The following is a 20,604-nucleotide window of genomic DNA, read 5'->3' as shown; positions in this document are numbered from 1 at the left end:
GGCTGACGGGAGGCCGGCCGGACGACCGGGGTCGGGGCGGGAGCCGCTGGCGGCGGCGCCTTGAGGCGGGCGATCTCACCATCCTGCGTGGCGACCACGGCGGCGAGTTCGCGGACGATGCCGCTGAGCAGGCCGATTTCCGCCGTGACTTCCTCGACGGCGGCCTCCACCGCGGTATTCCCAGCCTGCTTGCCCTGTGCCGGTGCCGGTTCGGCCTCGTCGGCGCGGGCGCGCTCGATCCGCATCTGCTGGTCGGCGATGAGGCGGGCCACGGTCTCCAGGCGCACGAGGCGTTGCGAGAGAATGTCGAATTCCCCCGAGAGCTTCTCGCAGCGCTGGTCGAGCCGACGCGCCCGGCGCGCGGCCAGGATGGCGACGAAGCCGCCCATGGCCGCCAATCCGAAGGCGCCCCCGATGGGGGAGATCACTGCGAGCGGCGCCAGGACCACGAACCCGATGAGACTCAGGAGCCACGGGACCGTGCGTCGGCCGACGATCCGGGCCATCGGAATACTCTTACCCTCACGACGATCGAGCGGAGATGCAGGGTCCCGGTCACGGATTCCGCAAGTCGGGACAGGCTCCGGTTGTCGCCGAGACGACGAGGTCCCACAAGATGGGCGCAGGCTGAGTGAACCGGTTTTTTGCCATGTGTTGCATGAGCTTCCAAGCTTGGCTTCAGCCAGTCTGGCATCGGCGCGGAGGCCGCCGGGGCCATTGCCCCTCGCGGCGGGAGGAGATTTGGCTCTACATGGGTGCGGGACATGACCCAGCGACGGGAGCGGGTGGATGGACGCGAGACGGGTGGACCTGCTGATGCAGGTGGACGGCATGACCTGCGACGGGTGCGCCGAGGCCGTGCGCAAGGCGATCCTCCGGATCGATCCGGAGGCGCATATCGCCGTCGACCGCGATCATGGGCGGGTGGCGATCACCACCGATGCCCAGTCCCTGACGATCGCCGAGGCCCTGGACCAGGCCGGCTACACGGCAACGGCGATGTCGGGCTGACGCCGGCCCCATCCACCGTTGCGGGCGATCCATGCGCGATTCCGTGCTTTCAAATGAAATTTTGCAGACGCGTTGAAAAATTCCGACGCGCTTTTGCTTGCTCCATCGCTCACAGTGATGACAACGGTGAAGCATGGTGCCCGCGGCGCCGATGCCCGACGCCCCGAACACACGACGTTCCACAATAAACGCCCGCGCGACACGCCATCGCGACGACAGACCGGGAGAGACTTATGCCCTCAGACATCGAGATCGCCCGCGCGGCAACCCTGAAGCCGATCACGCAGGTGGCCGAGACGATCGGCATTCCGGACGAGGCGCTGCATCATTACGGCCGGCACATCGCCAAGATCGACCACGCCTTCATCAAGTCGCTGGAATCGAAGCCCGAGGGCAAGCTCGTCCTCGTCACCGCCATCAGCCCGACCCCGGCCGGCGAGGGCAAGACCACCACGACGGTGGGTCTCGGCGACGCGCTGAACCGCATCGGCAAGAAGACGGTGATGTGTCTGCGCGAGCCCTCGCTCGGCCCGTGCTTCGGGATGAAGGGGGGTGCCGCCGGCGGCGGCAAGGCCCAGGTCGTGCCGATGGAGCAGATCAACCTGCACTTCACCGGCGATTTCCACGCCATCACTTCGGCGCACAGCCTCGCCGCCGCCCTCATCGACAACCACGTCTACTGGGCCAACGAGCTCAACATCGACGTGCGCCGCATCCATTGGCGCCGGGTCGTCGACATGAACGACCGCGCCCTGCGGTCGATCACCCAGTCGCTGGGTGGCGTCGCCAACGGCTTCCCGCGCGAGGACGGGTTCGACATCACCGTGGCCTCGGAAGTCATGGCGGTGTTCTGCCTCGCCCGTGACCTCGACGACCTCGAGGCCCGCCTCGGCCGCATCGTCATCGCCGAGACCCGCGACCGCAAGCCGGTGACGCTCGCCGACGTGAAGGCCACGGGTGCGATGACCGTGCTCCTCAAGGACGCGCTGCAGCCGAACCTCGTCCAGACCCTGGAGGGCAACCCCGCCCTGATCCATGGCGGCCCCTTCGCCAATATCGCCCATGGCTGCAACTCGGTGATCGCCACCCGCGCCGGCCTCAAGCTCGGCGACTACGTGGTCACCGAAGCCGGCTTCGGCGCGGATCTCGGCGCCGAGAAGTTCATCGACATCAAGTGCCGGCAGGCGGGGCTGAAGCCCTCGGCGGTGGTCATCGTCGCCACGGTGCGCGCCCTCAAGATGCATGGCGGCGTCTCCAAGAAGGAACTCGGCTCCGAGAACCTCGACGCCCTGGAGAAGGGCTTCGCCAACCTCGCCCGCCACGTGGAGAACGTGCGCGGCTTCGGCCTGCCCGTGGTCATCGGCGTCAACCACTTCTATGCCGACACCGATGCCGAGCACGCCAAGCTGAAGGAGCTGTGCCGCGACAAGCTCCAGGTCGAGGCCATCACCTGCAAGCATTGGGCTGAAGGGGGTGCGGGCGCCGAGGAGCTGGCGCAGGCCGTGGTCAAGCTGGCTGAGGGCGAGCAGAAGCCGCTGACCTTCGCCTACGAGACCGAGACCAAGCTCACCGACAAGGTCCGGACCATCGCCACCAAGCTGTACGGCGCGGGCGACATCCAGGTGGAATCCAAGGCCGCCACCAAGCTCGCCCAGTTCGAGAAGGACGGCTACGGCAACCTGCCGGTCTGCATGGCCAAGACGCAGTACTCGTTCTCCACCGACCCGAACCTGATGGGCGCGCCCTCGGGCCACACCATCTCGGTGCGCGACGTGCGGCTCTCGGCCGGCGCCGGCTTCGTCGTGGTGATCTGCGGTGAGATCATGACCATGCCCGGCCTGCCCAAGGTCCCCGCCTCGGAGGGCATCCATCTCGATGCCGACGGGCAGATCGAAGGCCTGTTCTAGCCGGATGCCAATGGCCCCTCCCCTGTCGGGGGAGGGGTGCCTGCCCGGCCTCGCGTGATCCCTCGCCCCGGTTGTGATAGCCGGGTCGGCATGCAGTCCCGCCGGCCCCGCTCATGATTCCCTGGCTCGTCCTCGACACCGCACCGATCCCCGGGGATGCGGGCCAGTTGCGGCTGCTTCAGCGCGGCACCGAATTCTCGATCCAGCTCGGACATAACGAGCTGATGAACAGCCGCCTCAGCGGCTCGGAGAAGGCGCTGGCGACCCTCGCGGCGGAGCGGGTCGGAGGCCGCGCGGGCGCGCGTTTCCTCATCGGCGGTCTCGGCATGGGCTTCACCCTGCGGGCGGCACTCGATGCCCTGCGGCCGGACGCCGAACTCGTCGTGGCGGAACTGGTGCCGAACGTGGTGGATTGGGTGCGCGGGCCGCTCCGGGATCTGTCGGCCGATGCGCTGTCGGACCAGCGGGTGGCGTTGCGGATCGGCGACGTGGTCGCCGCGATCCGCGCGGACAGTTCGGCGTACGACGCCATCCTGCTCGACGTCGACAACGGCCCCGACGGCCTCACCCGGCCCGAAAACGACAGGCTCTACAACGAGATGGGTCTGGCTGCCGCCATGGCGGCTTTGCGGGTGGGTGGGGTGCTGGCGGTGTGGTCCGCCCATCCCGACCGGCACTTCACCCAGCGCCTGCGCCGCGCGGGGTTCGGCATCGAGGAGGTGCCGGTGCGGGCCAACGTCACCAGCGGCGCCCGCCACACGATCTGGCTCGCTTCGAAGTCCGGCCGCGCCCGGCGCTGAAGCCAGAGGAGCGTGTCAGGCCGAGTGTCGACCGCGCTCCAGGCGTCGGTTGAGGCGGGTTACGCCATAGATTTCAGCGAGTTGGCGTCGGGCCGCCTTCACCGGCGCGTCGTCGCGCTCGGTGCGGGCCGCCGCGATGACGCGCAGCGTATGCGCCACGCAAAGCTCCAGACGGACCGTGGCTGCACCGTCCGGCGGTCGCCGATCCTGGACCGGATTCTCGGCAATGGTCATGCGGCAAGCCCCCTCGATCATGACGAACGGGACCGGGTCTAACTGCGCCATGCGGCGGCCATTGGGTGGAGACTGGGCCACACGGTGACAGCTTGGCCATGGCGCCGACGCGTGGCGGTGCTCAGTCGCGCGTGCTGCCCTCGTTGAACTTGTCGCGGCAGACATATCCGACGAAGCATTTGGCCACGTCACGGGTGAGTTCGTAGGCGGGCTTGGGCGCTTCCGGCAGGGGGCAGAAGCCGCCGTCGCGGACGATCCTGTCGTAGGTGATCGGCCCCGTGGTCATCACGATGGCGCCGACGCGGTTCACCAGGGCGGCGGCGTCGGCGCAGAGCATGGCGGGGGTCGCGGGCCGCTCCTGTGCCGAAACAGTGAGCGGAGCCAGGACGATACAGGCGGCGAGCGCGGATCTCATGGCACAGGATCTCATGGCGGAGCGATCGTTTCGAGCGGGGTGCCGGGCGGATGCGCCGCCCGGTGGGAGCGGAGGATAGCGCCGGGCGGCACCGCCGCCAATCCGCCGGGTGACGCCCTCTCTCACGCCGCCCGTTTCAGCGGCTCGGCCGCGGCGGCCACCGCTAGGGTGAAGTCCAGCGCCTCGTCGAGACCCTCCCGCCAGAGGGAGATCGGCGTCGGACGGGCCAGGACGAGAGCCCCCTCCGCATCGCCATCGGCCAGGGTCACGACGGCGCCGAGCTTCGTGGCGAGTCCGCGCATGGGTCCGTTCCGGCTGAGACAACGGACATGCAGGTCGCGGACGCCGCGGTTGCGCGCCGCCGAGACGATCCGCCGGAAGAGGGCGTGGCCGAGGCCGTTGCGGCGGAAACCGCGCTCCACGGCGAAGGCCGCCTCCGCGTCGCGGCCGAGGCTCAGCCCCGGCACGGGGCCGGTGAGCGGGCGCAATTCGCCGAGCGCTCGCAGCGTCCCCTCGACGAAGCCGCCGAAGACCAGCCCCTCGACCGTGAGGGCGCGGGCCGCATACGCGACGGCCGCTGCATCACTCAGGGCGGCCATGAAGCGGTTGGCTCTGGTATCGGGGTCGAGCCGCAGGAAATAGGCCTCGACCATGGCACGGTCGCTGGGCCAGAGGCGCCGGACATTCGGTCCGGTCGGAATCGTGTCGGGCATCGTGGTGCCGTACTCCGGAATGACAACGCGCAGGCTGCGCGGGCTCCGGGCGTAACCTCCCTCGAGGAGGCCACCAGATGGCATCGGCCTCGGTTTTGTGCAATGCAACAAAACGTCATCCCGCCGGCGCGCCACGCTTGATCCCCCCGGCGACGCGCGGCAGACCGGTCTTCGGGACCTGTCGCCGGACCGGTTCCATCGACGCGCGCGCGGCCATCGCGCCGTCTCGTATCCGAGGTCGCCATCGTCGTGAGTCCCCCCTCAGGTTCCGCCCCGTCCGCCGGTTCGCAGGGCGGCGATTCTCCTCCCGGTCCGGTCGCGGTACGCTACGACATGCTGGTCTCGTCCGGCGCCATCGAGCGCGACCCGGCCCAGATCCATCTGGTGCAGGCCCTCGACAGGCTGGTCCAGGATCTCGACCGGCGCAGACGGGCGAAGAAGGGCAGCGCGCTCGGCTGGCTGTTCGGGCGCAGCGGCGACGGAGAAGGCCCGCCCAAGGGTCTCTACATCTGGGGCTCCGTCGGGCGCGGCAAGACCATGCTGATGGACCTGTTCCACGAGGCGGCGCCGGGCAAGAAACGCCGCGTCCATTTCCACGGCTTCCTGTCGGATGCTCATGAGCGCATCCATGCCCACCGGCAGGCACTCAAGGCGGGCACGGCCAAGGGTGACGACCCGATCCCGGTGGTGGCGGACGCCCTGGCCGACGAGGCGACGCTGCTCTGCTTCGACGAGTTCACGGTCACCGACATCGCCGATGCGATGATCCTCGGCCGGCTGTTCGGGGCGCTGTTCAAGCGCGGCGTCACCGTGGTGGCCACCTCCAACGTCGAGCCGGACCGGCTCTACGAGGGCGGACTGAACCGCGCCCTTTTCCTGCCCTTCGTCGCGGAGCTGAAGAACCGGGTCGAGATCCTGCGCCTCGATTCCCGCACGGATTTCCGCCTGGAGAAGCTCGGCGGTGCCTCGGTCTATCACGTGCCCGCCGACGAGGCGGCCGAGGCCGCCCTCACTCAGGCCTTCAAGGGCCTCACCGGCAAGGCGAGGGGCAAGCCGGCCACGATCCGGGTGAAGGGCCGCGAGGTGGCCGTGCCGGAGGAGGCCGCCGGCGTCGCCCGGTTCGGCTTCGCCGATCTCTGCGCCCAGCCGCTCGGCGCCTCCGACTACATGGCCATCGCCCAGTCGTTCCAGACGGTGATCGTCTCGGGAATCCCGGTGATGGGCGAGGCGAACCGCAACGAGGCCAAGCGCTTCATCACCCTCGTCGATACGTTCTACGACGCCCACGTGAAGCTCATCGCCTCGGCGGCGGCCGAGCCGACCGGTCTCTACACGGCGACCGAGGGCCGCGAGGCGTTCGAGTTCGACCGCACGGTGTCGCGCCTCATCGAGATGCGATCGTCGGAATACCTCGCCTTGCCGCACGGGCGGGGGGATTCCGAGGCGAGCGGGTCCAGCTCCGGTCTCGTGGAGACCTGAGCGGTTGTTTTGAGGTGTTTCTCCAAAACTTCACCTCATCCTGAGGTGCCGCGGAGCGGCCTCGAAGGAGGGCTCTAGGGATCGCGCGACAACTGGAGGGCTCCTTCGAGGCCCGCTGACGCGGGCACCTCAGGATGAGGGGGGCTGCCGGGATGGTTGATTTGGGCAGATGGCCGACCCTGGCATGAGCATTTTCCGATGCGAGCGGGTCAAGTTCCGGCCTCGTGGAGACCTGAGCGGGTGTTCGAGGTGGTTCTCCAAAACTTCACCTCATCCGGAGGTGCCGCAGAGCGGCCTCGAAGAAGGGCTCCTTAGGATCGCGCGACGACTGGAGGGCTCCTTCGAGGCCCGCTGACGCGGGCACCTCAGGATGAGGGGGTCTGATGGTGTGAGCGACTTTGCAGATGATCGACTCTGATATGAACATTCGATCGAGCGGGCTCTGGGCGGATCGAACGATCACACGCCGCGATCACGACGATATCGGAATGATTCGAAAGGTTTGGGCCACGGCCGGAGCGATGTCGGCAGGGCCGGCATAGACAACGAGCGACCGTCGAAAGCGTCGCACGGTCCCGATGCGCGCCGTGCGCAACAGCACATCGAATCCGCGGCCGAGCTTCGCGAAAGCGGCGCCCGTGGCTGCCGGCCGTTGCACTGCAGCACCCCGACCGTTTAATTGGATTCATTATGAGGTACGGGGCGTGGGCGCTTCGTGCACTGCGACGGCTCCCTGTCGAGGGGCGCCGGATCCGCTGCCGCACCTCAAAGACGTTTCGATGCGGGACGGCGACCATGTCGCGCGCGCCCCGCGACTGACTGACGACCTCCGAGGTATTCGCGAGCCCGACAGATTGGTGGCCAGCCGATCTCGTCCGGTCCGTGGCCTGAGCGATGACAGGATACACCGATGATCAAACTCACCGTGAACGGGGCTGAACGCAGCTTCGACGGCGATCCCGATATGCCGCTGCTGTGGTTCCTGCGCGACGAAGTCGGCCTCACCGGCACCAAGTTCGGCTGCGGCCAGGCCCTCTGCGGCGCCTGCACCATCCATCTCGGCGGCACCGCCGTGCGTGGCTGCGTCACCCCCATCTCCGCGGCCGAGGGCCAGGAGGTGGTGACCATCGAGGGGCTTTCCCCCGACGGCAACCACCCGGTCCAGGCGGCGTGGCGCGACCTCAACGTCTCGCAATGCGGCTACTGCCAGTGCGGGCAGATGATGCAGGCGGCCTCCCTCCTCAAGGAGACCCCGAAGCCCAGCGACGACCAGATCGACGAGGCCATGAGCGGCAACCTCTGCCGCTGTGGCACCTATCCGCGCATCCGCGCCGCGATCCACCAGGCCGCCGGAAACGCGCCGGCCGCCAACAAGGGAGAGCGCCTGTGATTCACGACGCACAGCTCACGGCCGACCTCGCCACCGAGACGACCGCCGCCCCCGAAGCGCCGAGCGCTCTCGCCAATGTCAGCCGCCGCGCCATGCTCGGCGGACTGGGCGCCCTGGTGCTCGCCCTGTCCTGGCGCGATTCCGCGCGGGCGGAGGAGAAGGCCGAGGGTCCCAAAAAGTTCGGCGCCGATGCCATGCCGCATGGCTGGCAGGACGACCCGAAGGTGTTCGTGGCCATCGCGCCGGACGGCACCGTCACCATCACCTGCCACCGCTCGGAGATGGGCCAGGGCGTGCGCACCTCCGTCGCCCTCGTGGTGGCCGACGAGCTCGAGGCCGATTGGGCCAAGGTGAAGGTCGCCCAGGCCTGGGGTGACGAAGCCCGGTTCGGCAACCAGGATACCGACGGTTCGCGCAGCCTGCGCCACTTCTTCCCGCATCTGCGCCATGCCGGTGCCGCGGCGAAGGCCATGCTGGTCCAGGCCGCCGCCAAGCAATGGGGCGTGCCGGCAGTGGAAGTGAAGGCCGAGAACTCCGTCCTCACCCACGCCAAGTCGAAGCGCACACTCGGCTATGGCGACGTGGCGGCAGCCGCCGCCGAACTCGCCGTGCCCGCCCGCGAGAGCGTGACCCTGAAGGACCCCAAGGCCTTCAAGTTCATCGGCAAGGGCAAGATCGGCCTCATCGACAACCGCGACATCACCACCGGCAAGGCGATCTACGGCCTCGATACCCGCCTCGACGGCATGCTCTACGCCCTCGTCGCCCGCCCGCCGGTCTTCGGCGGCAAGGTGGCGAGCTACGACGATGCCGAGACCATGAAGGTCCCCGGCGTGGTCAAGGTGTTCAAGATCGACGCGCCCGAGATCCCGTCCGAGTTCCAGCCGATCGGCGGCGTCGCCGTCATCGCCAAGAACACCTGGGCGGCGATGAAGGGCCGTGAGGCCCTGAAGATCACCTGGGACGACGGCCCGAACGCGACCTACGATTCGGTCGCCTTCCGGGGCGAGCTGGAGAAGGCGGCGCGGGCGCCCGGCAAGGTCGTGCGCAACCAGGGCGACGTCGACGGCGCCATGGCCAAGGCCAAGCAGCGGATCGAGGCCGAGTATTTCGTGCCCCATCTCGTCCAGGCCCCGATGGAGCCGCCGGCCGCCACGGTGCGGATCAAGGACGGATTCTGCGAGGCCTGGGCCTGTACCCAGGCGCCCCAGGCGACCCACGACCGTCTGGCCAAGAAGCTCAACCTGCCGGCCGACAAGGTGCGGGTGAACGTGACGCTCCTCGGCGGCGGCTTCGGCCGCAAGTCCAAGCCCGATTACGTGCTCGAGGCCGCCCTGTGCTCGCAGGCCGTGGACGGCGCCCCGGTGAAACTCACCTGGACCCGCGAGGACGACCTCCATCACGGCTACTACCACACGATCTCGGTGGAGCGCCTGGAGGCCGGGCTCGACGACAAGGGCATGCCGGTGGCCTGGCTCCACCGCTCGGCCGCCCCGACGATCGGTTCGATCTTCGCGGCCGGCGCCAAGAACGAGCTGCCCTTCGAGCTCGGGATGGGGCTGACCAACACGCCCTTCGACGTGCCCAACATCCGCCTCGAGAACCCGGCGGCGGACGCGCATGTGCGGATCGGCTGGTTCCGCTCCGTCTCGAACATCCCGCACGCCTTCGCGATCCAGTCCTTCGTCGCCGAGTTGGCGCATGCGGCGGGCAAGGATCCGAAGGAGTACCTGCTGGCCCTGATCGGCCCCGACCGGGTGATCGACCCGACCAGCATCGGCGATGTCTGGAATTACGGCGAAGATCCCGCCCGCTATCCCATCGAGACGGCGCGCCTGCGCGGGGTCATCGAGGCGGCGGCCAAGGGGATCGGCTGGGGCCGGAAGCTGCCGAAGGGACGGGGCCTCGGCATCGCCGGACACTACAGCTTCGTCACCCACACGGCGGTGGCGGCCGAAGTGGAGGTGGGGTCCAAGGGTGAGGTCTCGGTCAAGCGCATCGACATCGCCGTCGATTGCGGGCCGCACGTCAACCCGGAGCGTATCCGCTCGCAGATGGAGGGCGCCGTCGTCATGGGGATGGGCTTGGCCTTGTCGGCCGAGATCACCTTCAAGGACGGGCGCGCGCAGCAGAACAACTTCGACGGCTACGAGATCACCCGTCTCGACGCCGCCCCGAAGGAGCTGCACGTCCACCTGATCCAGAACAACGACTACAGCCGCCCGCTCGGCGGTGTCGGTGAGCCGGGCGTCCCCCCCGTGGCGCCGGCCATCGCCAACGCGGTCTTCGCCGCCACCGGCCGCCGCATCCGGCAGCTGCCGATCCGCGACCAGCTGAGCTCGTAAACACAAAGACCCTTCGGCCCGAAGACTTGGGCCGGAGGGTCACATCGTTCGACACGTGATCCAGTCCTCCACCTCATCCTGAGGTGCCGCGAAGCGGCCTCGAAGGAGGGGTCCAGCGCCGACTGCGCGAACTGGAGGCCTCCTTCGAGGCCTCCGCTGCGCTCCGGCGCCTCAGGATGAGGTACCGAATGGGAATGAGGCCGGCGAGGGTGCCGTCCTTCTATCTCACAGCCAAGACCCGCGCCTCCCGGCCTTCCTCCCGATACTCGCCCCAGGCCTGTTTCAGGATCTGGATCGAGGAGGTGAGGAAGATGCCGGCCATGAGGGCGGCGACCGCGAGGTCAGGCCAGGCGGACTTGGTGCCCCAGACGGCGAGCGCCGCGCCCATCACCACGATGTTGCCGATGGCGTCGTTGCGCGAGCACAGCCAGACGGAGCGGACATTGGCGTCGCCGTCCTTGTAGCGCATCAGCAGCAGGACCGAGGCGACGTTGGCGGCGAGCGCCAGCAGGCCGATGCCGCCCATCCATTCGGCGCTCGGGACGCCGAGGACGAGGGTCTGGTAGAGCGTCGAGCCGAAGACCCAGACCGCCATCAGGCTGAGGCTCACCCCCTTGGCCAGGGCCGCCAACGAGCGGGTGCGCAGGCTCGCGCCGATGACCGCGAGGCTGAGGCCGTAGGTGACGGTGTCGGCCAGGAAATCGAGGGCGTCCGCCTTCAGCGCCTGCGATCCGGCCGCCTGGCCCGCCGCCATCTCTGTGACGAACATCGCGCCGTTGAGGGCGATGACGAACCACAGCACCCGCTTGTAGCGCGGATCGACCCCGTCGAAGACCGGAACGCCGCCGCCGCAGCCGCAGGATTCCTCGTGCGCCGAGGCTGTCGGAGCCTGCGCCGCGACGGCATGGTGATGCCCGTCGCCGGGTGCATGAGCATGCGCGTGTGTGTGGATGTCGGGCTGGTTCTGGCTCGTGCCGCAGCAGGATTCGGCCATGGCTGTCTCCTCGTTTCGTCGTTAGACAGGAGCCTACAAGCTCTAGCGACTAGAGGATCAAGCGGAAAATGACGTTCTCGATCGGAATCCTGTCGCGCCGCGCCGGGGTGAAGGTGCCGACGATCCGCTATTACGAGCAGGTCGGGCTGATGCCCTCGCCCCCGCGCACCGACGGGCAGCAGCGCCGTTATGGCGACGCCGAGGTGGCGCGGCTCAACTTCATCCGGCACGCGCGCGAGCTCGGCTTCGAGGTCGATGCGATTCGCGAACTTCTCGCCATGAGCGCGCAGCCGGAGGAATCCTGCGCCGAGGTGGACCGCCTGGCGCGGCGCCACCTGGCGGAGGTGGAGCAGCGCATTGCCCGGCTGGTCTCCCTGCGCACGGAATTGCAGCGCATGGTGACGGAATGCGGCCACGGGCGGGTGGGCGAGTGCCGGGTCATCCAGGTTCTGGCGGATCACGGCGAGTGCGACCACGACCATGGCGGTGCGCGGCCGGGATTCGCCGAGGCGTAAACTTCGCCGCTCCGGCGGAGCCGAAGGGGCGGGCGGCGGGTTGTCCCGTCACAGACCCGCCCGTTGAGGATGCCCCATGTTTCAGAGACCCCGTTCCTTCGCCGCCGTGCTGGCCGCCGGATTCGCCGCCAGCCTCGTGGCCGGCCCGGTCCTCGCCTCCCCGTGTTCGGAGGAGATCGCGCGCCTCGAAGCGAAGGTGAAGGAGGAGGCGACCGGCGCCATCTCGGCCTCGACCTCGGGCAAGGCGGCGGCCGGCGCGCGGGAAGGCCAGGGGGAGACCGGACAGGGAGGCAACGCCTCGACCCCGGCCGCTCCGCCGGAGAAATCCGCCGAGGCCGGCAAGGGCTCCGATGCCGCGATGCAGGCCAAGGTCGCCCTGGACGAGGCCCGCACCGCCGACGGCAAGGGCGACGCCCAGGCCTGCAACGCCGCGCTGGAGCGCGCCAAGAGCCAGCTCGCCACGGCTCCGTGAGTCGCGGGCGCACCGGCCGGGGGAGCCCGGCACGGTGCTGTCGCCCGCACGATGGCCCGTTGCGCGATGGCGCGGCGGCTCGTGGGGATGTCCCGGCAAAGCGTGAAAAGAGAAGTTTCTTCTTTTGAGGCCGTCTCGGACATCCGCCGCGACCGGCGTCGTATCGGCACGGACGCGGACTGCGTGCCGGCTCGCCCGTCCCTTGTCTTTCAGGCGGCGCGGGAAGGCCGCCGCCGTCGATGGAGGATCCCTTCGGGGGGCCTAGGCGGCGGCGCTGAGGGCGTGTTTGTTGCCCTGAATGCCGGCGCACAGATCATCGATCTCCGCAAGATCTAGACTTTCACCTGAGTGGCTTGCAATTGCATCGATCAGGTGATCTTGCCGAGGATCGAAGGGATGGCCCTGAAGGCGATAGAATTGATAGTAACGCAATGCCGCCAATACGGTGTCGCGCTCTCGCACTGTGATGGTGATGGTCTGCATTCTTTGAAGATCTCCCCTTCGTGCAGTTTTTGCTCTCCGAACACTTGAATCCGACTCAGCGAGCGAGAGCGTTGTAACCCCGCTTCGGTGCAGCCGTCCACAGCCGGAAACCATTCGGTAACCCTGTCGGCGGGTCGGCCGAGGGGTCGGCCGGAGGCAACCCTTTGCAGGCGTGCCATTTCCTCCCGGAGGGACGGGCGGCGGATTTATTTCGCTCTGGAAATGTAAAATGTCATTGACAGGAAAGAGGAAAACTGGCGGCGCCCGGCAAAGCTCGGCCGCATGCGTCTTTCGCGGAATCGATAAAATTGTTCTTAACCAATCCGTGGGAGCCTTCTGGTCACGACCGACTCACTCACCCGTGAGAAAGTCGAGTATGAGCGGAGCCACCCCTCATGACCAAAATGCAGCCGGATGACGGGCAGGACGGTCGAGCACACCGGGCAAGACCGGTGGCGCTCTCCGCGAGCGTACGACGCCATCTCGGGCTGAACCTGCGCACCCATTATGCGGCTTCACTGGTCGAACCAGTGGGCGAGCGGATCGAGACGCTGCTGACGAAGCTCGGCCGCACGAAGGGCTGACTCGTCACGCCGGATGAGCGGGACGACACACGCCGTTCAGAATTGCGGTGCTATGGGTTCCGCCAACGCGCCGGACCTGCCCGGCCCGTCCGCAGCCAACCCGCGAAACCCGATCCCATGACCGTCCTCGTTCTCGTCGTCGCCGGAAACATCCTGCTCGCGACCCTGTTCTCCCTGGTCGCCCTCGCCTCCGACTGAACGGCCCCCGCGAGACGCTTCGGCGTTCCAGCCTGCCTCCACATCACGGCCCTCGACACAGCGAGAGCCACCCAGCCCGGACGACCGGTCGCGGCATGCCGCAACCGGCGCTTCGTCGTGCCTCCATGGATCGGTCCGACGCCGTCCGGCCCCGCTCTCCGTTTCGCCGATTCGCCGGCCTAGCGGCCCTCGCGATCGGCCGGAGTCCGCCATGCGGATCGGCGCGTGATCCGGGGCGGAACGTCCTTTCTAAAGAACCAGCTTCCCTGAGCATCTTGTTCCAAATCGCCGGGAACGGAGAGATTTTCGTTCTCCATGCCGCCGAGAGTTCTTCTAGACCTCGTTTTTTGAAGGAGAATTACCTATCTAAGCTCAGTAACGCCAATCCGGCCAAGCTTGACATTGTTCTTTAAAAAGAACGAAACGTAGCATCACCGGGGCATCGGGACGGCAACGTTCCCGCGCCGCGACGTAGCCGGAGACAACCCTGTGAGCTCGACCATGTCCTCGACGCCCAACGCCCGCCGTCTCTCCCGGAGAAGGCGTATCCTCGCCCTGTGCGCCGGTTCGGTCGGCCTGGTCTCGGCGGGGCTCGGCTCCGCGCTGCTAACATCCGGCACCGCCCAGGCGCAGACCGAACTCCTCAACATCTCCTACGATCCGACGCGGGAACTCTATAAGGAGATCAACGCGGCCTTCATCGAGGAGTGGAAGGCCAAGACCGGCGAGACGGTCACCATCCGGGCCGCGCATGGCGGCTCGGGCTCGCAGGCCCGCACCGTCATCGACGGCATCCCCGCCGATGTGGTGACCCTGGGCATCCCCTCCGACATCGACGCGATCAGCCGCATCTCGAAGAAGATTCCCGCCGATTGGCGCACCAAGCTGCCCAACGAAGGCCTGCCCTATACCTCCACCGTGGTGTTCCTGGTGCGCAAGGGCAACCCGAAGGGCGTGAAGGACTGGGGCGACCTGGTGAAGCCGGACGTGAAGGTGATCACCCCGAACCCGAAGACCTCCGCCGGCGGGCGCTGGAACTTCCTCGCGGCCTGGGGCTACGCCTACGAGAAGGAAGGCAAGAACGCGGACAAGGCCAACGCCTTCGTCGGCCAGCTCTACAAGCAGGTGCCGGTGCTCGATACGGGGGCCCGCGGCTCCACCGTGACCTTCGCCCAGCGCGGTCTCGGCGACGTGCTGCCGACCTGGGAGAACGAGGCCTATCTCGTGTTCGACGAGTTCGGCCGCGACAAGTTCGACGTCGTGGTGCCGCCGACCTCGATCTACGCCGAGCCGCCGGTGGCCCTGGTCGACGCCAATGTGGACAAGAAGGGCACCCGCAGGCAGGCCGAGGCCTACCTGCAGTTCCTCTACACGGACAAGGCACAGGCGATCTTCGCCAAGCACCATTACCGTCCGATCAAGCGCGAGGCCGCCAAGCCCGAGCATCTCGCGCAGCTGCCCGAGCTCAAGCTCTTCAAGATCGAGGATCTCCAGGGCAACTGGGACGATATCCAGAAGAAGAACTTCGACAATGGCGGCCTGTTCGACCAGCTGAGCAAGCCGCCGCAGTAACGCGGACCTCCCCCGTCGCGGCTACGGGATTCCTACATCTGCTGCTGCAGGCAGAGCGCGTCCCTCTCCCCCTTGTGGGAGAGGTCAGGAGTGGGGGTGGCGCCGCTTGCCTCCGCAGCTTGAGGGTCGCCCGACCACCCCCACCTCCAACTCCTCCCCACAAGGGGGAGGAGGGCTCGTCAGCGCAGACCGCGAAATGTGTGACCCTTAGCCGTCACGGCGAGGGTGCCCGCGGAGCGGAGGGCGACCTTCCGCCGGACACCGCACCCGCTTCCCGACCCGCCGATGCGTGAGCGAGGCGACCCACTTCAGGACCACCCCATGGCAGAGCCCCCTCTGCGTCCGAGACGACGCTTCCGTCAGCCCAGCGTGATTCCGGGCTTCGGCATCACCTTCGGCTACACCCTGACCTGCCTCGGCATCATCGTGCTGCTGCCGCTCGCCGCCCTCGTCGCCCGCGCCTCCGGCCTCGGCCTGTGGGGGATCTGGGCGGTGGCCACCGATCCGCGCGTCGCCAGCGCCCTGCGCGTGAGTTTCGGCGTGTCGCTCCTCGCCGCGCTCACCGCCTCGGTCTTCGGCTTCCTCATCGCCTGGGTGCTGACCCGCTACCGGTTCCCCGGCCGCAAGATCGTGGACGCGGTGGTGGACCTGCCCTTCGCCCTGCCCACCGCCGTCGCCGGCATCGCCCTGGCCTCCCTCTATGCGCCCAACGGTCTCGTCGGCGAGCAGCTCGCCAAGCTCGGGATCGAGGCCGCCTACACGCCGGTGGGCATCTACATCGCCATGGTCTTCATCGGCCTGCCCTTCGCCGTGCGGACGGTGCAGCCCCTCATCGAGGAAATCGACAAGGAGATCGAGGAGGCCTCGGCCACCCTCGGCGCCGATCGCTGGCACACCCTCATCAAGGTGGTGGTGCCGCCGCTGATCCCGGCGGTGCTCACGGGCTTCGCCCTCGCCTTCGCCCGCGGCGTCGGGGAATACGGCTCGATCATCTTCATCGCCGGCAACCTGCCCTACGTCTCCGAGATCGCGCCGCTCCTCATCGTCATCAAGCTCTCCGAGTTCGATTACGGGGGCGCCTGCGCCATCGCGACGATCATGCTCGGCATCTCGTTCGTGACGCTGCTGGCCATCAACCTGATCCAGGCCTGGAGCCGCAGGAGATTCGGATATGTCTAGCGCCCTCGCCACCACTCGGCCCCCCGCCCGCGCCGGGAGCGTGGTCACCGAAGGCCTCGCCGTCCGCGCGCTGCTGATCGGGATCGCGGTGGTCTTCCTCGCCCTGTTCCTGGTGCTGCCCCTGGTGACGGTGTTCATCCAGGCCTTCGCCAAGGGCTGGTCGGCCTATCTCGCCGCCTTCTCCGAGACGGATGCCCGCTCGGCGATCCGCCTCACCCTGCTGACCGCGGCCATCGCCGTGCCGTTCAACCTCGTCTTCGGCGTCATGGCCTCCTGGGCCATCGCCAAGTTCGAATTCCGCGGCAAGAACCTGCTCGTGACCCTCATCGACCTGCCGTTCTCGGTCTCGCCGGTGGTCTCGGGCCTGATCTACGTGCTCGTCTTCGGCGCTCAAGGGTTCCTCGGCCCGTGGCTGCTCGCGCACGACATCCAGATCATCTTCGCCGTTCCCGGCATCGTGCTCGCCACGATCTTCGTCACCTTCCCCTTCGTCGCCCGCCAGCTGATCCCGCTGATGCAGGAGCAGGGGACGGCGGAGGAGGAAGCCGCGCTGACCCTCGGCGCCTCCGGCTGGCACGCCTTCCGGACGGTGACGCTGCCCAACATCCGCTGGGGGCTGCTCTACAGCGTGCTCCTCTGCAACGCCCGGGCGATGGGTGAATTCGGCGCGGTGTCGGTGGTCTCGGGCCATATCCGCGGATTGACAAACACGCTGCCGCTCCACGTGGAGATCCTCTACAATGAGTACAACTTCGTTGCCTCTTTCGCCGTCGCTTCCCTCCTTGCCGGCCTCGCTCTTGTCACCCTCCTCGTCAAATCCCTTCTCGAATGGCGCTTCAGCGCCGAGATCGCAGCCGGCGCACGGGGCCACTGACCCGGTGGGACCGTCCACGGCGATCCGGGTCGAGGGGCTGTCGAAGACCTTCGACACCGCGGCGGTGCTGCACGACCTCTCCCTCGACGTGCGGGCGGGAGAGCTGCTGGCGCTGCTCGGTCCCTCGGGCTCGGGCAAGACCACGCTGCTGCGCATCATCGCCGGGCTCGATTTCCCCGATCGCGGGCGGATCATCTTCGGCGCCGACGATGCCACGCGGGTTCCGGTGCAGGAGCGCGCCGTCGGCTTCGTGTTCCAGCACTACGCCCTGTTCAAGCACATGAGTGTCGCCGAGAACATCGCCTACGGCCTCAACGCCCGCAAGCGCGCGGACCGGCCGGCCAAGGCCGAGATCAAGCGCCGGGTCGGCGATCTCCTCGACCTCATCAAGCTCTCGGGCTTCGCCGACCGCTACCCGTCGCAGCTCTCCGGCGGCCAGCGCCAGCGCATCGCGCTGGCGCGCGCTCTGGCCGTGGAGCCCCGCGTGCTGCTGCTGGACGAGCCCTTCGGCGCCCTCGACGCCCAGGTGAGGAAGGACCTGCGCCGCTGGCTGCGCGAGATCCACGACCGCACCGGCCAGACCACGATCTTCGTGACCCACGACCAGGACGAGGCGCTGGAACTCTCCGACCGCGTCGCCGTCCTGTCCAAGGGCCGCCTCGAACAGATCGGAACTCCCGACGAGGTCCAGGAGAACCCGGTCTCCTCCACCGTGCTCAAGTTCCTCGGCGACACGATCGAGGTGGAGGCCATCGCCCAGGGGAGCGAGGTCCGCGTCAACGGCCGCCTCACCCCGGTGAAGGCACCGCCCGGCCTCGTCGGCCCGGTCAAGCTCTATGCGAGGCCGTGGCAGCTGCAATTCGCCGAGCCCGACCAGGCCCATCTCGAAGGCCATGTCCGCTCCTCCTATCGCAGCCAGGGCCGCCAGCGGATCGAGGTGGACCGCTCCGAGGGCAAGACCGTGGTGGTGGAGGCCTCCGACACCCACCGCCTCGCCGCCGGCCGCAAGGTCGGCCTGACGATCAACGCCGGCTACGTCTTCAAGGATTGACGGGGCGGCACCGGCGCCGCGGAGGAAACGGTTGCGCTTCCTCCGCGGATCGGCTGTGACTCCCGCCGTCGAAATCGAGAGGGAGCATCCGGCATGTCGGGTCATGGAGCCATCGAAGGCTCGAACAAGAAGGTCGCGCTGCTGATCTCCGTGCTGGCGCTGTTCCTGGCGCTGGCCGAGACCCTGGCCAAGGGTGCGCAGACGGAAGCGCTCAGCGCCAACGTCGAATCCTCCAACCAATGGGCCTATTACCAGGCCCGCACCATCCGCGGCACCATCCTCAAGACCGCCGACGAGACCCTCGCCCTGATCCCGCCGGAGACGGCCAACGCACCGGCCATCGCGGCCAAGCGCGCCGAATGGGCCAAGACCATGGCCCGCTGGGAATCCGACCCCGCCACCGGCGACGGGCGCAAGGAGCTGCAGGAGAAGGCGCGGGCCTCGCAGGAGCACCGCGACCTCGCGCTCCATCGCTACCATCATTACGAGTTCGGCTCGGCCGCCTTCCAGATCGGCATCGTGCTCGCCTCGGCCCAGGTCATCACCGGCATCGCCGCGCTGACGCTGGCGGGTGGGTTCCTGGGCCTCGCCGGCCTCGTGATGCTGGGCTTCGGCCTCTACGCGCCGCACGTTCTGCCGTTCTTCCACTGACGCACGAATCCCGGCACCGAGCCTGGACTCTCGCCTCCTTCGCGACAGTTGAAGGAAAGGGAGGCGAGACATGGCGCAAGACAGCGAGCAGGAAGGCCGGCTGACCCGGGTCTCGGCCTTCGTCTTCCTTCACACCGAACACGCGGTCTATGCCGCCCTCGGCCTGCTCCTCGCCGGGACGGCGATCCTCGCGCTCATCGACGCGACGGGCCTGCTCTTCGGGGCGATCCGTCATCTCGGGGGCTCGGGCGAACTCCTCAAGATCGTCGACAGCCTGCTGTTCCTGCTGATGCTGGTGGAGATCCTGCACACGGTGCGGGTCTCGATGCGCTCGGGGCGGCTCACCTGCGAGCCCTTCCTCATCGTCGGACTGATCGCCTCGATCCGGCGCGTCCTCGTCATCACCCTGCAATCCTCCGAGGTGATGCACGCGCCGATGACGGCCGAGCGCGAGGCGCTGTTCCGCGCCTCCATGATCGAACTCGGGGTGCTGTCCGGGCTCATCCTCACCATGGTGATCTCGATCTTCCTGCTGCATCGCGCCCGCGACGACAACGAGGTGGCCGGCAAGGAATGATCCCGCCGTCTTGGAACTGGCTTCGCACTTGCGAAGACGCGGCCCGATCTTCAGATCAGGCCGATGAGACGAGCGGTCGCGACGCCGCGCGATGCTGCGGATGAGACGGACCGGGACCGATGATCAGCGCCTTCGACCTGTTCAAGATCGGGATCGGCCCGTCGAGCTCGCACACGGTGGGGCCGATGGTTGCGGCCCTCGATTTCCGCGAGCGGACGCGGCGCCGTCCCGGCCTCGCCCGCATCCGCGCCGAGATCTTCGGCTCCCTCGCCTGGACCGGGCGCGGGCACGGGACCGACATCGCCATCCTCCTCGGCCTCCTCGGCCATAGCCCCTCCGCCATCGACCCCGACCGGGTGCACGAATACGTGGCCGAGGCGAAGCGGACGGGCCGGCTCGGCCTCGGCGGGCCGGCTTTCGCCCTCGAGACCGATCTCGTCTTCAACTTCACCGAGGTGCTGCCGGTGCACACCAACGGCATGCGCTTCCGCGCCCTCGACAGTCAGGGCACGGTCCTCGACACGGTCACCTGCTATTCCATCGGCGGCGGCTTCGTCGTCGGCGAGGAGGAGGTCCGCGCGGGCGAGGCGGTGGAGTTTCCGCTGCCCTATGCCAGCGCCGCCGATCTTCTGGCCACGTGCCTGCGCACCGGCTTCTCCATCGCCCAGGTCCAGCGCGCCAACGAGGGCGCGAGCCGCAGCCGCGAGGCCATCGACGAGGGCCTGGACGCCATCCGCGACGCGATGTTCGCCTGTATCGACCGGGGCCTGCGCCAGACCGGCGAACTGCCCGGCGGCCTCAAGGTGCGGCGGCGGGCCAAGAAGCTGTTCGAGGACCTGGAGGCCAACCGCCACCTCAACGCCCGGCCGGCCCACGAGATCATGGACTGGATCAGCCTGTTCGCCCTCGCGGTGAACGAGGAGAACGCCGCCGGCGGCCGGGTGGTGACCGCCCCCACCAACGGCGCCGCCGGGATCGTCCCGGCCGTCCTGCGCTACGCCCGCGACTTCTGCCCCGGCTGGTCGGACGAGCGCGGCCGCGAATTCCTGCTGGTGGCGGCCGCCATCGGCGGTCTCATCAAGAGCCGCGCCTCGATTTCCGGCGCCGAGGTCGGCTGCCAGGGGGGGTCGGCTCGGCGGCGGCCATGGCGGCGGCGGGGC

The 20,604-nt window shown here is 68.3% G+C and carries 20 protein-coding genes and 2 pseudogenes; 16 read left to right on the top strand and 6 right to left on the bottom strand.

What is annotated here, in order from left to right; all coding sequences use genetic code 11:
• Nucleotides 1-506 (bottom strand): annotated as a pseudogene (locus FV220_RS17710) (diguanylate phosphodiesterase); the annotation flags it as partial.
• Nucleotides 507-789: 283 nt separating this feature from the next.
• On the opposite strand from FV220_RS17710, the gene FV220_RS17705 reads away from it, so the two are divergent.
• The 3 genes from FV220_RS17705 (at nucleotide 790) to FV220_RS17695 (ending at nucleotide 3,718) form a co-directional block, all read left to right on the top strand.
• A complete protein-coding gene (locus tag FV220_RS17705) occupies nucleotides 790-1,011 on the top strand; it encodes a heavy-metal-associated domain-containing protein (protein ID WP_018045997.1) in 222 nt (73 codons plus the stop codon).
• Nucleotides 1,012-1,244: 233 nt separating this feature from the next.
• Nucleotides 1,245-2,918, top strand: coding sequence for a formate--tetrahydrofolate ligase (locus FV220_RS17700; RefSeq protein WP_056143738.1), 1,674 nt, complete (start codon nucleotides 1,245-1,247; stop codon nucleotides 2,916-2,918).
• Between the two features lie 113 nt (nucleotides 2,919-3,031).
• A complete protein-coding gene (locus tag FV220_RS17695) occupies nucleotides 3,032-3,718 on the top strand; it encodes a spermidine synthase (protein ID WP_147832731.1) in 687 nt (228 codons plus the stop codon).
• A gap of 15 nt (nucleotides 3,719-3,733) precedes the next feature.
• Here FV220_RS17695 and FV220_RS17690 read toward each other — a convergent pair whose 3' ends face one another.
• The 3 genes from FV220_RS17690 to FV220_RS17680 form a co-directional block, all read right to left on the bottom strand.
• A complete protein-coding gene (locus FV220_RS17690) occupies nucleotides 3,734-3,952 on the bottom strand; it encodes a hypothetical protein (protein WP_056143744.1) in 219 nt (72 codons plus the stop codon).
• A gap of 121 nt (nucleotides 3,953-4,073) precedes the next feature.
• Complete coding sequence (locus FV220_RS17685; protein ID WP_026176318.1) at nucleotides 4,074-4,367, bottom strand: hypothetical protein; 294 nt, start codon at nucleotides 4,365-4,367, stop codon at nucleotides 4,074-4,076.
• A gap of 122 nt (nucleotides 4,368-4,489) precedes the next feature.
• Nucleotides 4,490-5,080: a GNAT family N-acetyltransferase gene (locus FV220_RS17680; RefSeq protein ID WP_056143810.1), complete on the bottom strand. Its 591-nt coding sequence runs from the start codon at nucleotides 5,078-5,080 to the stop codon at nucleotides 4,490-4,492.
• Between the two features lie 333 nt (nucleotides 5,081-5,413).
• Here FV220_RS17680 and zapE point away from each other — a divergent pair, with 333 nt between their 5' ends.
• The 3 genes from zapE (at nucleotide 5,414) to FV220_RS17665 (ending at nucleotide 10,294) form a co-directional block, all read left to right on the top strand.
• A complete protein-coding gene (zapE, locus tag FV220_RS17675; protein WP_056143747.1) occupies nucleotides 5,414-6,559 on the top strand; it encodes a cell division protein ZapE in 1,146 nt (381 codons plus the stop codon).
• Nucleotides 6,560-7,469: 910 nt separating this feature from the next.
• Nucleotides 7,470-7,949 carry a (2Fe-2S)-binding protein gene (locus tag FV220_RS17670; protein WP_056143750.1) on the top strand — a complete coding sequence of 160 codons (480 nt, stop codon included), beginning with the start codon at nucleotides 7,470-7,472 and terminating at the stop codon, nucleotides 7,947-7,949.
• On the top strand, nucleotides 7,946-10,294 hold the full coding sequence (locus FV220_RS17665) for a xanthine dehydrogenase family protein molybdopterin-binding subunit (protein WP_147832729.1): 2,349 nt from the start codon (nucleotides 7,946-7,948) through the stop codon (nucleotides 10,292-10,294). The genes FV220_RS17670 and FV220_RS17665 overlap by 4 nt, the downstream gene beginning before the upstream one ends.
• Nucleotides 10,295-10,514: 220 nt before the next feature.
• Here FV220_RS17665 and FV220_RS17660 read toward each other — a convergent pair whose 3' ends face one another.
• Nucleotides 10,515-11,288, bottom strand: a complete 774-nt coding sequence (locus FV220_RS17660; protein ID WP_147832728.1) for a cation transporter — start codon at nucleotides 11,286-11,288, stop codon at nucleotides 10,515-10,517.
• Nucleotides 11,289-11,356: 68 nt separating this feature from the next.
• On the opposite strand from FV220_RS17660, the gene FV220_RS17655 reads away from it, so the two are divergent.
• Nucleotides 11,357-11,803, top strand: a complete 447-nt coding sequence (locus tag FV220_RS17655) for a helix-turn-helix domain-containing protein (protein ID WP_018045987.1) — start codon at nucleotides 11,357-11,359, stop codon at nucleotides 11,801-11,803.
• Between the two features lie 76 nt (nucleotides 11,804-11,879).
• The gene (locus tag FV220_RS17650) at nucleotides 11,880-12,275 is read left to right on the top strand and encodes a hypothetical protein (protein WP_018045986.1); all 396 of its coding nucleotides are present in this window, start codon (nucleotides 11,880-11,882) and stop codon (nucleotides 12,273-12,275) included.
• Nucleotides 12,276-12,536: 261 nt separating this feature from the next.
• Here the strand turns inward: FV220_RS17650 and FV220_RS17645 are convergent, their stop codons facing one another.
• The gene (locus FV220_RS17645; RefSeq protein WP_018045985.1) at nucleotides 12,537-12,758 is read right to left on the bottom strand and encodes a hypothetical protein; all 222 of its coding nucleotides are present in this window, start codon (nucleotides 12,756-12,758) and stop codon (nucleotides 12,537-12,539) included.
• 395 nt (nucleotides 12,759-13,153) lie between these two features.
• On the opposite strand from FV220_RS17645, the gene FV220_RS17640 reads away from it, so the two are divergent.
• The 8 genes and pseudogenes from FV220_RS17640 to FV220_RS17605 all read left to right on the top strand — a co-directional run.
• The gene (locus tag FV220_RS17640) at nucleotides 13,154-13,342 is read left to right on the top strand and encodes a hypothetical protein (RefSeq protein ID WP_026176314.1); all 189 of its coding nucleotides are present in this window, start codon (nucleotides 13,154-13,156) and stop codon (nucleotides 13,340-13,342) included.
• A 699-nt stretch (nucleotides 13,343-14,041) separates the two neighbouring features.
• Nucleotides 14,042-15,112: a sulfate ABC transporter substrate-binding protein gene (locus FV220_RS17635; RefSeq protein ID WP_147832732.1), complete on the top strand. Its 1,071-nt coding sequence runs from the start codon at nucleotides 14,042-14,044 to the stop codon at nucleotides 15,110-15,112.
• A 321-nt stretch (nucleotides 15,113-15,433) separates the two neighbouring features.
• A complete protein-coding gene (gene cysT / locus FV220_RS17630; RefSeq protein ID WP_147832727.1) occupies nucleotides 15,434-16,291 on the top strand; it encodes a sulfate ABC transporter permease subunit CysT in 858 nt (285 codons plus the stop codon).
• Nucleotides 16,284-17,165: a sulfate ABC transporter permease subunit CysW gene (gene cysW / locus FV220_RS17625; RefSeq protein WP_147832726.1), complete on the top strand. Its 882-nt coding sequence runs from the start codon at nucleotides 16,284-16,286 to the stop codon at nucleotides 17,163-17,165. Before cysT ends, cysW begins: the two co-directional genes overlap by 8 nt.
• Before the next feature lie 4 nt (nucleotides 17,166-17,169).
• The gene (locus FV220_RS17620) at nucleotides 17,170-18,216 is read left to right on the top strand and encodes a sulfate/molybdate ABC transporter ATP-binding protein (RefSeq protein WP_147832725.1); all 1,047 of its coding nucleotides are present in this window, start codon (nucleotides 17,170-17,172) and stop codon (nucleotides 18,214-18,216) included.
• Between the two features lie 93 nt (nucleotides 18,217-18,309).
• A complete protein-coding gene (locus tag FV220_RS17615; protein ID WP_018045979.1) occupies nucleotides 18,310-18,867 on the top strand; it encodes a DUF4337 domain-containing protein in 558 nt (185 codons plus the stop codon).
• Nucleotides 18,868-18,937: 70 nt separating this feature from the next.
• The gene (locus FV220_RS17610; RefSeq protein ID WP_056143765.1) at nucleotides 18,938-19,444 is read left to right on the top strand and encodes a phosphate-starvation-inducible PsiE family protein; all 507 of its coding nucleotides are present in this window, start codon (nucleotides 18,938-18,940) and stop codon (nucleotides 19,442-19,444) included.
• Nucleotides 19,445-19,563: 119 nt separating this feature from the next.
• Nucleotides 19,564-20,604 (top strand): annotated as a pseudogene (locus FV220_RS17605) (L-serine ammonia-lyase); the annotation flags it as partial.

The sequence above is a fragment of the Methylobacterium sp. WL19 genome (assembly GCF_008040005.1).
GTDB classification, from domain to species: Bacteria; Pseudomonadota; Alphaproteobacteria; order Rhizobiales; family Beijerinckiaceae; genus Methylobacterium; species Methylobacterium bullatum.
The sequence above is the reverse complement of the archived record's forward strand: the minus strand, read 5'-3'. Positions and strand labels throughout refer to the sequence as shown.

Coding starts and splice junctions, on each gene's coding strand:
- FV220_RS17690 (WP_056143744.1), bottom strand. CDS start 3,952: ATGACCATTGCCGAGAATCCGGTCCAGGATCGGCGACCGCCGGACGGT.
- FV220_RS17650 (WP_018045986.1), top strand. CDS start 11,880: ATGTTTCAGAGACCCCGTTCCTTCGCCGCCGTGCTGGCCGCCGGATTC.
- FV220_RS17700 (WP_056143738.1), top strand. CDS start 1,245: ATGCCCTCAGACATCGAGATCGCCCGCGCGGCAACCCTGAAGCCGATC.
- cysT (WP_147832727.1), top strand. CDS start 15,434: ATGGCAGAGCCCCCTCTGCGTCCGAGACGACGCTTCCGTCAGCCCAGC.
- FV220_RS17610 (WP_056143765.1), top strand. CDS start 18,938: ATGGCGCAAGACAGCGAGCAGGAAGGCCGGCTGACCCGGGTCTCGGCC.
- FV220_RS17655 (WP_018045987.1), top strand. CDS start 11,357: ATGACGTTCTCGATCGGAATCCTGTCGCGCCGCGCCGGGGTGAAGGTG.
- zapE (WP_056143747.1), top strand. CDS start 5,414: ATGCTGGTCTCGTCCGGCGCCATCGAGCGCGACCCGGCCCAGATCCAT.
- FV220_RS17660 (WP_147832728.1), bottom strand. CDS start 11,288: ATGGCCGAATCCTGCTGCGGCACGAGCCAGAACCAGCCCGACATCCAC.
- FV220_RS17705 (WP_018045997.1), top strand. CDS start 790: ATGGACGCGAGACGGGTGGACCTGCTGATGCAGGTGGACGGCATGACC.
- FV220_RS17640 (WP_026176314.1), top strand. CDS start 13,154: ATGACCAAAATGCAGCCGGATGACGGGCAGGACGGTCGAGCACACCGG.
- FV220_RS17645 (WP_018045985.1), bottom strand. CDS start 12,758: ATGCAGACCATCACCATCACAGTGCGAGAGCGCGACACCGTATTGGCG.
- FV220_RS17670 (WP_056143750.1), top strand. CDS start 7,470: ATGATCAAACTCACCGTGAACGGGGCTGAACGCAGCTTCGACGGCGAT.
- FV220_RS17680 (WP_056143810.1), bottom strand. CDS start 5,080: ATGCCCGACACGATTCCGACCGGACCGAATGTCCGGCGCCTCTGGCCC.
- FV220_RS17615 (WP_018045979.1), top strand. CDS start 18,310: ATGTCGGGTCATGGAGCCATCGAAGGCTCGAACAAGAAGGTCGCGCTG.
- FV220_RS17635 (WP_147832732.1), top strand. CDS start 14,042: ATGTCCTCGACGCCCAACGCCCGCCGTCTCTCCCGGAGAAGGCGTATC.
- FV220_RS17695 (WP_147832731.1), top strand. CDS start 3,032: ATGATTCCCTGGCTCGTCCTCGACACCGCACCGATCCCCGGGGATGCG.
- cysW (WP_147832726.1), top strand. CDS start 16,284: ATGTCTAGCGCCCTCGCCACCACTCGGCCCCCCGCCCGCGCCGGGAGC.
- FV220_RS17685 (WP_026176318.1), bottom strand. CDS start 4,367: ATGAGATCCGCGCTCGCCGCCTGTATCGTCCTGGCTCCGCTCACTGTT.